The organism is Pseudomarimonas salicorniae, from assembly GCF_023156535.1.
In the GTDB taxonomy this organism is placed as follows: domain Bacteria; phylum Pseudomonadota; class Gammaproteobacteria; order Xanthomonadales; family Xanthomonadaceae; genus Pseudomarimonas; species Pseudomarimonas salicorniae.
In genome coordinates this window covers 14,980-27,793 of the sequence record NZ_JALNMH010000018.1, presented here as the reverse complement: position 1 = coordinate 27,793, position 12,814 = coordinate 14,980, and the positions used below count along the sequence as shown (strand labels likewise).

The window sequence follows — 12,814 nt, the reverse complement described above, 5'->3', positions numbered from 1 at the left end:
CATGTATAACGCCCGCCCCGGAGAGACCGAGTCGCCCGTGACCGTGCCCTCGCTGCGTCAGCGCAAGGCGCGCGGCGAGAAGCTGTCGATGCTCACCTGCTATGACGCCAGTTTCGCGGCGCGCCTGGAGAGCGGCGGCGTCGAGCTGATCCTGGTCGGCGACTCGCTGGGCATGGTCGTGCAGGGGCACCGCCACACCCTGGGTGTCAGCGTCGACGACATGGTCTATCACTGTGCGGCCGTCTCGCGTGGCGCGCGGCGTCCGCTGCTGGTGGCCGACATGCCGTTCCAGACCGCGGCCAGCCGCGAGCGGGCGCTGGATGCCGCGGTGCGCCTCCAGGCCGAGGGCAATGCGGCGATGGTCAAGCTGGAGGGGGCCGGCCACGTGCTGGACGCCATCCGCTATCTGGTCGAGCGCGACATTCCGGTCTGTGCCCACCTCGGGCTGACTCCGCAGTCGGTGCACAAGTTCGGCGGATTCCGCCTGCAGGGCCGCGAGGCTTCGGCGGCCGAGGCCCTGCGCGAACAGGCCCGCGCCGTGCAGGACGCAGGCGCCGAGCTGCTGGTGCTGGAATGCGTGCCTTCGCCGCTGGCCGCCGAGATCACCGCCGAGCTGGCCATCCCGACCATCGGCATCGGCGCCGGCCCCGGCTGCGACGGCCAGGTGCTGGTCCTGCACGACGTGCTCGGAGTCACCCCCGGCCGCCGCCCGCGCTTCGTCCGCGATTTCCTGCAGGAGGGCGGCTCGGTCGAGGGCGCGGTGCGCGCCTATGTCGCCGCGGTGCGTGACGGCAGCTTCCCCGACGCGGAGCACAGCTTTGCCTAGCCCCCTGAAGCAGGTGTCCGATGCCGCCGGCCTGCGTGCCGAGGTCGCCGCATGGCGCGGCGCCGGACAGCGCATCGCCTTCGTGCCCACCATGGGCAACCTGCACGCCGGCCACTACGGCCTGGTCGAGATCGCCCGCCGGAACGCCGACCGCGTCGTCGCCAGCATCTTCGTCAATCCGACCCAGTTCGGTCCCAACGAGGACTTCGCCCGCTATCCGCGCACCCCGGCGCAGGATGCCGAGGGCCTGGCCGCCGCCGGCTGCGACCTGCTCTTCCTGCCCGAGGTGGACACGCTCTACCCCCTGGGCATCGGCCACAGCGTGCGGATCGAGGTGCCGGATCTGGCCGATGTGCTCTGCGGCGCCCACCGTCCGGGGCACTTCTCGGGAGTGGCCACCGTGGTGGCCCGCCTGCTCAACCTGGTCCAGCCGGACGTCGCCATCTTTGGCCGCAAGGACCTGCAGCAGCTGCAGCTGATCCGGCACCTGGTTGCCGATCTGGCCTTTCCGGTGGAGATCATCGGCGCCCCGACCCGGCGCGAGCCCGACGGCCTGGCGCTCAGCTCGCGCAACCAGTACCTGGACGCCGACCAGCGCGCCCGGGCGGCGGGTCTGAACGTGGCGCTTCGCGCGGCCCTCAAGGCGGTCCGTGACGGCCGCTCCGTGGCCGAGGCCGAAGCCCTGGGTGGCCAACGTCTGCGCGAGGGCGGATTCGAGGTCGACTACCTTGTCCTGCGCCGCGAATCGCGCCTGGACAGCCTCGATGTTGCGTGGCCGCAACACCCGGACCTGGTCGCGCTGGGTGCTGTAAGGCTCGGATCCACAAGGCTTATTGACAATATCGCGATGTCCGAGCTGGGCGATTGATGGCCGATTGTTGAAAAAAGCCACAGAGGTGTTGCAAAGCGCATACAGCTCGGCTAATCTAGCTCTGCCTCCGGAGCCCCCGCGCAACGCGCGACCCCGGCGGCAGCAGGGCGCATTGTTTGGTAATCGTCACTCCGATTCATCCCCGGGTCTCATCCCGGGGTTTTTTTTGCCTGATCGACGCGTTCTGCCTCCCTGCGGCGACGCAGCATGGCGTGGCTATACTCCGGATCCCCCGCGCAGCGAGCGCCCGAGCCGAACCGGAGCCCCATGCAGACCCAGGACTGGCTGAATACTCTGGCCCCCGAGGCCGCGCGCCTGATCGATACCCCGCTGCCCCGCCTGTTGGCCGCCGATCCGGAGCGTGCGCAGCGCGACGCCCTGCGCTGCGGCCCCCTGTTTGCCTCCTTCGCCCGCCAGCGACTGGACGGTGCCGCCTGGGACACCCTGTTCCGGCTGGCCGGGGCCCGTGGCCTGCTGGGCCAGCTGCGCCGGCAGCTCGACGGCGAGCCGGTGAATACCTCGGAGTCGCGTCCTGCCCTGCACACCGCCCTGCGTTCGGCGCTGGGGAAGGGAACGAACGCGGAAGCTGCCCATGCCGAGGCCCGGAAAACCCTCGGTCGCTCGATAGCCATGGCCGACGCCCTGGCCGGGCAGGGCATTACCGACATCCTCAATATCGGCATCGGCGGTTCCGACCTCGGCCCGCGGCTGGTCTACGACGCGCTCGGCGCCCAGCGGCGGATGAACGTGCATTTCCTCAGCTCGCCCGACGGCCATACCCTGCAGGACCTGCTGCCGCGCCTTGACCCTGCGCGCACCGCGGTGCTTCTGGTGTCGAAGAGCTTCGGCACGGAGGAGACCCTGCTCAACGGCGAGGTGGTCCGCGAGTGGCTGGGCGGGCGCGGGAGCCTGGTCGCGGCCACCGCCAATGTCGATAAGGCGCGCGCCTTCGGCGTCGACGCCGACAACATCCTGCCGCTATGGGACTGGGTCGGCGGGCGCTACTCGCTCTGGTCAGCGGTGGGATTCGCCCTGGTCGCCGCGCTCGGCGGCGACCGCTTCGCCGAACTACTGGCCGGCGCCGCAGAGATGGACGCCCATGTCGCCTCGGCCGCCGAGCGCGACAATCTCGCCCTGCGCCACGCCCTGGTGGCGATCTGGAACCGCAATGCGCTGGGTTACGCCTCGCAGGCGGTACTGCCCTACGACCAGCGCCTGCGACTGCTGCCGAACTATCTGCAGCAGCTGGTCATGGAAAGCCTCGGCAAGTCCGTGCTGGCCGATGGCTCGGCCTCGGTGGCCTGCTCGACGGTGCCGGTACTCTGGGGCGGCAGCGGCACCGACTGCCAGCACAGCTTCTTCCAGGCGCTGCACCAGGGCACCGACACGGTGCCCGCGGAGTTCGTCGGGGTGGCCCGCCCCGACCACGGGTACGAGGCCATGCACCGCATGCTGATGGCCAACCTGCTGGCGCAGAGTGAGGCGCTGGCCAATGGCGTCGACCATGTCGATCCGCACCGACAGTACCGCGGCAGCCGGCCGAGCACGGTCATCCTGCTCGATGCGCTGACACCGCGCAGCCTCGGTGCCCTGATCGCCCTGCACGAGCATTCGGTGTTCCTGCAATCGGCGATGTGGGGAATCAATGCGTTCGACCAGTGGGGCGTCGAGCTCGGCAAGCAGACCGCCCGCACCTTGGCCCCGGCAGTTGCCAACCCGGAGGCCAGGGTCTCGGATCCGGTCAGTGCCGCCCTTATCCAGGAGTTTCATCGCGTCGCGAGGGGCTGAGCCCCGACGCTGAATCAACCCTGACCCGACAGGAAATTGCGCCCCCCATTGTCACGCGGCGCGAGGTGGGCATTTGCGGGAGTCTGTCCCTGCAGCGCGGCCATGCTTGCGCTGCAGGCGGAACGACCGCCAGCGGGACCTTCGTCCCGACACGCCACCGCATTCCTGGAGAAGGTCATGAAAAAGAAAATCCTGTTCGGCGCGCTGTTCGCGATGGCCAGTCTGCCCGCGTTCGCCCAGGGCGACGTCCTGACACTCGACGAGATCGTCGACGCCACCGGCATGAAGAAGGCCGAAGTGCTGCTGATGCTGGGCGCCAAGTCCAACAACCACTACTACCTGACCTCCGAGTTCCGCGTGAGCCAGGAGTTCAAGAAGGCGATCAAGGAAGCGGGCCTGGTCCTTGAGCAGCGCCGTGACGAGAGCGGTCGCCTGGTCACCGTGGTCCTGCGTCAGAACCATCACGCCTGAACCTCAGTCGTGGCCGGCCTGCCGCGAAAGGGCCCAGTCGACGTGCTCGCGGACGACTGGGGAAGGATGGTCGCGGCGTGATACAAGCGCCGCGACCACGGACTCGGAGCGGGGCGCATTGCCCAGCGCCACCGCGATGTTGCGCAGCCAGCGCTCCCAGCCGATCCGGCGGATCGCCGAGCCCTCGGTACGGGCGAGGAAGGTCTCCTCGTCCCAGCTGAACAGGTCGATCAGCTGCGGGGCGTCGAGTCCGTGGCGGACCTCGAAGTCGACGAGCGCCGCCGGTCGGGTGAACTTGTTCCACGGGCAGACCAGCTGGCAGTCGTCGCAGCCATAGATCCGATTGCCCATCGGCGCGCGCAGGGGCTCCGGGATGCTGCCGGGGTGCTCGATGGTGAGGTAGCTGATGCAGCGCCGCGCATCGACCTGGTAAGGCGCGACGATGGCGCCGGTCGGGCAGGCCGACAGGCAGCGGGTGCAGGTTCCGCAGTGGTCGCTGGCCGCGGCGTCGACCGGCAGGGCGAGATCGGTGTAGATCTCGCCAAGGAAGAAATAGGAGCCGCTGCGGCGATCGATCAGGTTGCTGTGCTTGCCGATCCAGCCGAGTCCGGCGTTGCGCGCCAGCGGCTTTTCCAGCACCGGTGCCGAATCGGTGAACACGCGGTAGCCGAACTCGCCGACTCGCTCGGCTAGCCAGTCACACAGTTTCTGCAGGCGCTGCCGCAGCACCTTGTGGTAGTCGCGGCCCAGCGCATAGCGCGAAACATAGCCCAGCGTTCCATCATCGATCACGCTCCATGGCTCGCGTGCCGCTTCGGGCCAGTAGTCCATGCGCGCCGAGATCACCCGCAGCGTGCCGGGCACCAGTTCGGCCGGGCGGGCGCGCCGGGTGCCGTGCCTTGCCATGTAGTCCATCTCGCCGTGGTAGCCGCGCTGCAGCCAGTCCAGCAGGCGCCGCTCGTCCTCGGCCAGCTCGATACCCGAGATCCCCAGGGCCTGGAAGCCGAGTTCGGCGGCGGCTGCGCGCAGGGCCTCGACCAGGGCGCCGGGATCGGCCAAGGCGGCGCCGGGGGCATCGGTTTCCGGGCTCATCGGCCAGTAGAATCGCGGCATGAAATCAGGGACGCCACTGTACTCCAGCGCTGCCGTACGCCGGCTGGACGCCGCCGCCATCGCCGCCGGCACGCCGGGCCTCGAGCTGATGCGCCGTGCCGGCCGCGTCGCCTTCGACGCCCTGCGCCAACGCTGGCCGCAGGCACGACGGCTTCTGGTGCTCTGCGGCGCCGGCAACAATGGCGGCGACGGCTACGTGGTGGCGAGCCTCGCCCGTCAAGCCGGCCTTGAGGTGAGCGTGCTCGCCCTGGAGGGCCGCGAGCCCGCCAGCGAAGAGGCGCGAACGGTCTGCGCCGAATGGCGCCGGCTCGGCGAGGTTGCGCCCTGGCGGCCCGGGGATGCGCTGCCCCGCGTCGACCTGATCGTCGACGCCCTGTTCGGCACCGGCCTGTCGCGGCCGCTGGAGGGGGCGGCGGCGGCCCTGGTCGAGGCGGTCAACGACGCCGGGGCGCCGGTGCTGGCGCTCGACGTGCCCTCGGGCATCGATGCCGATCGCGGCCACGCTCCGGGCCCGGCGCTGCGCGCGGCGCTGACGGTCAGCTTTGTCGGCCGCAAGCTCGGCCTGTACACCGGCGCTGGACGGGCGCATGCAGGCGATCGTCACTTTGATGATCTGGGCGCCAGCGCGGGCGCCGGCGGCGAGCCGCCTGAGGCCTGCCTGCTTGCCCTTGACGACTGCCTCGGCTGGCTGGCGCCGCGGCGCGATGACGACCACAAGGGCCGTTTCGGCCATGTGCTGGTCGTCGGGGGCGACCATGGAATGGGCGGGGCGGTCCGCCTGTGCGCCGAGGCGGCCCTGCGCTGCGGTTCGGGGCTGGTCTCGGTGCTCACCCGTCCCGAACATGCCGTTCCACTTCTGGGCGGCCGGCCGGAACTGATGGTGGCCCCGGCGGACGGCGCTACGTGGCCCGAGGCAGCCGGCCGCGCCAGCGTGCTGGCGGTCGGGCCGGGCCTGGGCCGCGGCGAATGGGGCCGGCAGCAGCTGGAGCAGGCCTTGCGGCGCGCGGCCGGGCAGGATCTGCCCTGCGTGCTGGATGCAGACGGGCTCTGGCATCTTGAGGCGGGCCGGGAGCTGCCGGGCAGGCTGGTGCTGACCCCGCATCCCGGCGAGGCCGCGCGCCTGCTCGGCACCGATACCGCGGGGATCCAGTCCGACCGCCCGGCCGCGGCGCGCGAGCTGGCCCGGCGCTACCGTGCCTGTGTGGTGCTGAAGGGCAATGGCAGCCTGGTGGCCGACCCCAAGGGCCGCCTCGGCGTGGTCGACGCCGGCAATCCGGGCATGGCCAGCGGCGGCATGGGCGACGTGCTGACCGGGGTGGTCGCGGCCCTGCTGGCGCAGGGACTTGGTCCCTGGCAGGCCGCCGCGCTCGGCGCGGTGGCCCACGCCACGGCCGGTGACCGTGCCGCCGACGGCCAGCCACGCGGCCTGATCGCCAGCGATCTGTTTCCCGCCCTGCGCCGGGTGCTCAATCCGTGAGGGCTCACCAGGAGCTGTGCCTGGCCGACGAATCGGCGAGCGTCGCGCTCGGCGAGGCGCTTTCCCGTTCTCTGCCGCGCCAGCGGCCGGCCCTGGTCGTGGCCCTGCACGGCGACCTTGGCGCCGGCAAGAGCACCCTGGCCCGTGCCCTGCTGCGCGGCCTCGGGGTCGAGGGGGCGGTGCGCAGCCCGACCTACACCCTGGTCGAGCCCTACGCCACGGCGGTCGGCCACTGCCTGCACCTTGACCTCTACCGCCTGGCCGATCCCTCCGAGCTGGACTACCTCGGCCTCGAGGAGCAGTACACCGACACGGCGCTGTGGCTGGTCGAATGGCCCGAACGCGGCGGCGACCGTCTGCCGCCGGTCGACCTGCGCATCGACCTTGCCCGCGCCGGCGCTGGGCGGCTCGCGCGGCTGCAGGCGTTGAGCCTGCGTGGAGAGGCCTGGCTGGGCGCCTTGCGCTCCGATGCGAGTTGCACTGCTTTCTGAATAGCTGGTCGAGATAACTCGCGCAGCTCTATGGAATAAAAGGGAAAAGTCTTGCGTTCCTCCGGCGTCTGGGGTTCAATCGGCGGCATGAACCGGGGAACCCGCCGCTGGCTACTGCCTGTGATTGGCCTCTTGCTGGCCGGTCCGGTCTCGTCTGCCGAATTGCGGGGCCTGCGCCTGGCCGAGGAAGACGGCCGCACCCGCGCCGTGTTCGATCTCTCTGGTCCCATTGATTACAAGCTGTTCGGCCTGGCCGGCCCCGACCGCCTGGTGCTCGACATCAAGGGCAGCCGGCTGGGCAGCGGCTTCTCGGCCGGCGAGGGCACCGGCGTGGTTCGTGGCGTGCGCACCGGCCTTCTGGGCAAGACCGACCTGCGCGTGGTGCTCGACCTCAGCGGTGAGGTGAAGCCGGCCAGTTTCGTCCTGCCGCCCGGTGACGGCCACGGCCACCGCCTGGTGGTCGATCTCGAGGGCCGCGCTGCGACCCCCGCGGAGCCGGTCGCGGTGAAGACCGTCGCCACCGCGGTCGAAGACCTGCAGCGCCCGGTCATCGTTGCCATCGACGCCGGCCACGGCGGCCAGGATCCCGGCGCCATCGGCCCCAAGGGCTCGCGCGAGAAGAACCTGACCCTGGCCATGGCCCGCGAGATGGCCCGGCTGGTTGATGCCGAGCCCGGCATGAAGGCCTTCCTGGTCCGCGACGGTGACTACTTCATCCCGCTGGAAGAGCGCTACCGCAGGGCGCGCAAGGCTCAGGCCGACCTGTTCATCTCGGTCCACGCCGACGCCTTCCACAAGCCGACGCCCTCCGGCGCCTCGGTCTACATGCTGTCCCAGCGGGGCGCCTCGAGCGAGGCCGCGCGCTGGCTGGCGCGCACCGAGAACGCCGCTGACCTGGTCGGTGGGGTGAAGCTCGACGACAAGGACAATACCCTCGCCGCGGTGCTTCTGGACCTTGCGCAAAGCGCCACGCTCAAGGCCTCGGGCGACGTCGCCAACAGCGTGCTCAGCGGGCTCAAGCGGGTCGGCAAGACGCACAAGCAGCAGGTCGAACGGGCCAACTTCGTGGTCCTGCGCTCGCCGGACGTGCCCTCGATCCTGGTCGAGACCGGTTTCATCAGCAATCCCAGCGACGAGCGCAAGCTCAACGACGCCGATTACCGTCGCCGGCTTTCGATGGCGATCATTGATGGCATGCGCGACTACTTCTACTCGCAGCCGCCGCCGGGCACCTGGATCGCCGCCAACGTCGACGTCCGCGCCCGCGAGCACGTGGTCAGTCGCGGCGAGACCCTCAGCCAGATCGCCGCCCGCCACGGTGTCCCGCTCAGCAGCCTGCGCACCGCGAACCAGATTCGCGGCGACATGGTCAAAGTCGGCGACCGCCTGCGCATCCCCAGCGGGGTCGGCCCGGGCTGAGCCGGCGGCAGGTTCGGGCGCATATTTGCCGTTCGCTCTGGCCGGCGAAATGGGCCTTTCGGGCGAAGCCAGATCAAGAACCGGATCAAGAGCTTTCAGACCGACCTTCGGTCGGCCCGAGTCACTTTCTCTTGATCGGCAAGAGAAAGTAACCAAAGAGAAGCCGACCCCACTTCCGCGCCGCCACTGCTCCGCAGCGTCGGTGCCCTGCGCTACTCGCCGGCTTCGGGCCGGCGCGAACTCGCGCATCCCTGCGCTCGAACATGCGCGCCTTTCCCCCGAAGCCGGCTGCGTTGCTCGGCGCTGCAGACGGGACCCAAGATCAAGAGCGAACCCCCTCCCGACCTCCCCCTCCGCCGCTGCGCGGCGCAAGGGGAGGAGACAAGCGGGGCGCAGCGTAGAGCCTTAGCGCCTTGACGATTCAAGGCGTCACGGACTCCCGGCTGTGCGGCCAGGATGGCCGATAACGGGGCCCCTGTCTGGCGGCGGGCGGGTGGAGGATCAGCCCAAAGGGACGCGCGCACGATGCGCGCGTGTTTTTCGCCAGGACAAGGACGTGCTGTCGAAAAACCCCGGAACCCGACCGCGTACCTGGAGGGCAGGAAGCCCGGAAGGCGCCTGACCGGGGTGCCCTTTCTCTTGGTTACTTCTCTTTGGGCACGCAAAGAGAAGTGACTCGGGCCGGCCGAAGGACGGTTCGAAACGCCCTTGATGTTGATCTTTGATCTGGCTCTGGGTCCAGAACAAAGGCCCCATTCGCCGGCCAGGGCGAACGGCAAAAATGCGCCCCAACCGGCCGCTCTCAGGCCATCCGTACCCAGCGCCACAGGGTGCGCAGATTGGGCGGCTTGCCGTGCATCAGCAGGCCGATGCGGAAGACCTTGCCGGCGAACCAGATGGCGGCGAACACCGAGCCGATGCCGATGGCGATCGACAGCCAGACCTGCCATGCAGGCGGGGGCACGCTCGAGGTCATGCGCAGGATCATCACGAACGGGTTCACCGGCGGCAGCATTGACAGCACGGTGGCGAAGGTCGAGTTCGGATCGCGGCTGATCGGCATCCACAGCATCATCGGCAGCATGACGACCAGGATCACCGGGGTCAGCAGGGCCTGGGCCTCGCGCAGCTCGTTGACCGCGGCGCCGATGGCCGCCATCAGCGCGGCCAGCACGACGCAGGCGATCAGGAAGAACACCACCAGATAGAACAGCATCCAGGCGTCGATCAGGCCCAGCGCGGCAAAGCTCGCGAGGGCAACCAGGCCGAGCCCGCCATACAGGATCAGGGTCAGGCTGCCCACCGCCAGCTGGCCGAGGATCTTGCCGGCCATCAGCTGGGTCGGCGACACCGCGGCCAGCAGCAGTTCGACCACCCGCGATGACTTCTCTTCGATGGTCGAGGTCATCAGCTGTTGGCCCGCGGTCATCACAGAGATCAGGATCAGTATCATGAAGGCCATCGGCAGCAGGCGGGAGGCGATCTCGTTCGAGCTTTTCTCGCCCTCGGCACCGACCTTGACCGCGCTGACCCGGGGCACCCGGGTGAGCGCGCGGATCTCGGCGGCGTCCAGAGCCCGCGCGGCCAGCCGCGCCTCGACGATCGCGCTTTTCGCCGCCTCGCGCAGCTCGTCGAGCAGGCGGTCATCCAGACGGTCGCGGATGAACAGGTCGTAGTGCCCCAGCTCGCCGCCGGCCGCGGCCCGCACCGCGTTCTCGTGGACCACTACGACGGCCAGCGCGGAGTCCTCGTCCGCCAGCCTGGCCCGGGCGGCATCCAGCGCCTCGCGATCGGTGATCCGTTCGATATGCAGCTGAGGCACTTCGCCCAGGGCCTGGTCCATCGCGTCGCGCATCGCCCCACTGCCCGTCTGGCCGGAGAGCTCGCGCACCGAGCCCGGCATCACCGCATCGATACGCCGCTGCAGGGCGACGCGCCGCTCGGCGAAGGCCGCCGGGGCCAGCTGGGCACGCAGGCCCTCGATGACCTGGCCGCCGGCGTCGAAGACCACCACCCGGCCTTCGACCCGGGGCGCGCGGTCCTGGATCAGCAGGGGCAGCAGCAGGATCATCGCGCCGATCAGCAGCGGCGTGATCAGGATGCCGAACAGGAAGCCCTTGGTCATCACCGTGGCCAGGAACTCGCGAAGGGCGATCTGCAGGATCTTGTTCATGCCTCGACCTCCGTGGTGGCCGGGCGGCCGGCGATGCCGATGAAGATGTCCTCGAGGGTAGGCTGGATCAGTTCCAGTCGTGCCGGTGGCAGCGTCGCTGCCGCTTGCGGCAGGACTGTCGCGGGATCAGCCTGTTCGGACAGGTCGACGCGCCAGCCGCGTCCGGACTCCGCAACGGCCTGCACGCCGGGCAGGGCCTGCAGGCGCGCAGCGGCGTCGTCGATCGCAGCCAACGGCTCGATCAGGAAGGCGCGCGGCGCATGACGATCACGGATGCCGGCCAGGGAATCGTCCAGCACCTTTCGCCCGTCGTGGATCATCACGATGTGCTCGCAGAGCTGTTCGGCCTGGAACATGACATGGGTCGAGAACAGCACGGTGGTGCCGCGCCGGTGCTGCTCGAGGATCAGGTCGCGGAGCAGGCGCATGGCGACCGGGTCGAGGCCGGAGAATGGCTCGTCGAGGATCAACAGCTCGGGCTCGTGGATCACCGAGGCGATGAACTGCACCTTCTGCTGCATGCCCTTGGACAGCTCCTCGCATTTCTTGCGGGCGACGTCGGCCAGCGCCACCCGCTCCAGCCAGTGGCCGATCCGCCGCGCGCAGTCGCCCCGCGGCACGCCCTTGAGCTGTGCCATGTGACGCAGGAAGTCGCCAACGCTCATCTTGCGGTAGACGCCGCGCTCCTCCGGCAGGTAGCCGATTCGGTCCTTGGCCGCCAGCGCCGAGCGGCAGCCCAGCACCTCGATCTCCCCGGCGTCGGGGAACAGGATGGAGAGAATCATCCGCAGGGTGGTGCTCTTGCCCGCCCCGTTCGGACCGATGATTCCGTACAGCGCTCCCCGAGGCACCTCGAGATCGATACCGCGGACGGCCTGCTTGGGGCCGAAGGACTTGTGCAGGTCGGTGAGTCGAATCGCCATGTTCATCAATCAAGTGGAGCACGGATACGCAGAGCGGAACAGGCTTGACGGCGTTGGTGCAACGGTGTGACCGCTCGGGTCGCGCCCGCTCCCGGGCGGTCGAGGAAGCTGCGTGACGGATCGCCTCGGGCAGGTTTGGGCGCGAGGTGCGCATTCGCCTCGGTCCCGCTGTAGGAGCCAGCTTGCTGGCGATAGGCGCCACGGATGGGACGATCGCCAGCAAGCTGGCTCCTACATTCGGGTTTTGCGGAAGGTCTGCTTGGCGCCCTCTGGCGACCCTCCCCCGAGGGCCGTCGGGAGCCTGTGCGAAGATGCGGCGTCTCCAATGATCACGCTCATGCCGATGACCCAGAGCTACGACGCCACCACCGTTCCCCTCCCTCCGCGCGAAGCGATGGATGAGGCCGAGCGGGTGGCGCGCACCCGCCTGCTGGCCGAGCGACTCGGCACCCGGCGCACGGTGCGCGACTTCGCGGCGACGCCGGTGCCGCGCGCGCTGATCGAGGCCGCGCTGCGTGCCGCGGGGACGGCGCCCAGTGGTGCGAACCAGCAGCCCTGGCGCTTCGTGGCGGTGCAGGATCCGGAGATCAAGCGACGCATCCGCGAGGCGGCCGAGGAAGAAGAGCGCCAGTTCTACAGCCAGCGCGCGCCACAGGAGTGGCTGGACGCCCTGGCCCCGCTCGGAACCGATGCGCACAAGCCCTTCCTCGAAACCGCGCCCTGGCTGATCGGGGTGTTCTACGAGCGCTTCGGCCTCGACGCCGAGGGCAACAAGCACAAGCGCTATTACCCGCACGAGTCGGTCGGCATTGCCTGCGGCATGCTGATCGCCGCCCTCCATCTGGCCGGGCTCGCCACCCTGACCCATACGCCGAGCCCGATGGGCTTCCTCAACGAGATCCTCGGCCGGCCCAAGAACGAGATGCCCTACCTGCTGCTGGTGGTTGGCCATCCCGCCGAGGGCTGCCGCGTCCCGGCCATCAGCCGCCTGCCGCTGGAGGACTACGTCCGGTTTCTTTGATCAGGGTGGATTCGGGCGCGAAGCGGACGTTCGCCTTTCCGCCCCGCCAACACCGCACGTAGAGGCTCAGCTCGCCTGCGACCCGATGGGGTCGCCATATCGCGACGCCCAGGCGAGCAGAGCCTCTACGGGGCCTCGTTGCGCGTCGGCGAAGCCCTATAGGGTGTGCGTTGGGCGCATCGGTACGGGCCTTCGGACCGTATGCCCGGTGCGGCCAGCCGCACCCAATGCGCGTTGACCC

The 12,814-nt window shown here is 69.7% G+C and carries 11 protein-coding genes; 8 read left to right on the top strand and 3 right to left on the bottom strand.

What is annotated here, in order from left to right; genetic code table 11:
* Nucleotide 1 precedes the first annotated feature (1 nt).
* The 4 genes from panB (at nt 2) to M0G41_RS17395 (ending at nt 3,956) form a co-directional block, all read left to right on the top strand.
* Nucleotides 2–826 (top strand): 3-methyl-2-oxobutanoate hydroxymethyltransferase, encoded by an 825-nt coding sequence (gene panB, locus M0G41_RS17410; RefSeq protein ID WP_248211391.1) that lies wholly within the window; start codon nt 2–4, stop codon nt 824–826.
* Nucleotides 819–1,694 (top strand): pantoate--beta-alanine ligase, encoded by an 876-nt coding sequence (gene panC, locus M0G41_RS17405; protein WP_248211390.1) that lies wholly within the window; start codon nt 819–821, stop codon nt 1,692–1,694. The genes panB and panC overlap by 8 nt, the downstream gene beginning before the upstream one ends.
* 270 nt (nt 1,695–1,964) lie before the next feature.
* Nucleotides 1,965–3,485, top strand: coding sequence for a glucose-6-phosphate isomerase (gene pgi / locus M0G41_RS17400; protein ID WP_248211388.1), 1,521 nt, complete (start codon nt 1,965–1,967; stop codon nt 3,483–3,485).
* Nucleotides 3,486–3,662: 177 nt separating this feature from the next.
* Nucleotides 3,663–3,956, top strand: coding sequence for a hypothetical protein (locus tag M0G41_RS17395; RefSeq protein ID WP_248211386.1), 294 nt, complete (start codon nt 3,663–3,665; stop codon nt 3,954–3,956).
* Between the two features lie 3 nt (nt 3,957–3,959).
* Here M0G41_RS17395 and queG read toward each other — a convergent pair whose 3' ends face one another.
* Nucleotides 3,960–5,069: a tRNA epoxyqueuosine(34) reductase QueG gene (queG, locus tag M0G41_RS17390; RefSeq protein ID WP_248211385.1), complete on the bottom strand. Its 1,110-nt coding sequence runs from the start codon at nt 5,067–5,069 to the stop codon at nt 3,960–3,962.
* On the opposite strand from queG, the gene M0G41_RS17385 reads away from it, so the two are divergent.
* The 3 genes from M0G41_RS17385 (at nt 5,068) to M0G41_RS17375 (ending at nt 8,456) form a co-directional block, all read left to right on the top strand.
* On the top strand, nt 5,068–6,546 hold the full coding sequence (locus M0G41_RS17385; RefSeq protein WP_248211384.1) for an NAD(P)H-hydrate dehydratase: 1,479 nt from the start codon (nt 5,068–5,070) through the stop codon (nt 6,544–6,546). The genes queG and M0G41_RS17385 overlap by 2 nt on opposite strands.
* Nucleotides 6,543–7,037, top strand: a complete 495-nt coding sequence (gene tsaE / locus M0G41_RS17380; RefSeq protein WP_425511273.1) for a tRNA (adenosine(37)-N6)-threonylcarbamoyltransferase complex ATPase subunit type 1 TsaE — start codon at nt 6,543–6,545, stop codon at nt 7,035–7,037. The genes M0G41_RS17385 and tsaE overlap by 4 nt, the downstream gene beginning before the upstream one ends.
* Before the next feature lie 120 nt (nt 7,038–7,157).
* Nucleotides 7,158–8,456, top strand: coding sequence for an N-acetylmuramoyl-L-alanine amidase (locus M0G41_RS17375; RefSeq protein ID WP_248211383.1), 1,299 nt, complete (start codon nt 7,158–7,160; stop codon nt 8,454–8,456).
* Between the two features lie 802 nt (nt 8,457–9,258).
* Here the strand turns inward: M0G41_RS17375 and M0G41_RS17370 are convergent.
* Both M0G41_RS17370 and M0G41_RS17365 read right to left on the bottom strand, forming a co-directional pair.
* Complete coding sequence (locus tag M0G41_RS17370) at nt 9,259–10,629, bottom strand: ABC transporter permease (RefSeq protein ID WP_248211382.1); 1,371 nt, start codon at nt 10,627–10,629, stop codon at nt 9,259–9,261.
* Nucleotides 10,626–11,552 (bottom strand): ABC transporter ATP-binding protein, encoded by a 927-nt coding sequence (locus tag M0G41_RS17365; RefSeq protein WP_248211381.1) that lies wholly within the window; start codon nt 11,550–11,552, stop codon nt 10,626–10,628. Before M0G41_RS17365 ends, M0G41_RS17370 begins: the two co-directional genes overlap by 4 nt.
* 325 nt (nt 11,553–11,877) lie before the next feature.
* On the opposite strand from M0G41_RS17365, the gene M0G41_RS17360 reads away from it, so the two are divergent.
* Nucleotides 11,878–12,573, top strand: coding sequence for a nitroreductase family protein (locus tag M0G41_RS17360; RefSeq protein ID WP_248211380.1), 696 nt, complete (start codon nt 11,878–11,880; stop codon nt 12,571–12,573).
* Nucleotides 12,574–12,814 lie beyond the last annotated feature (241 nt).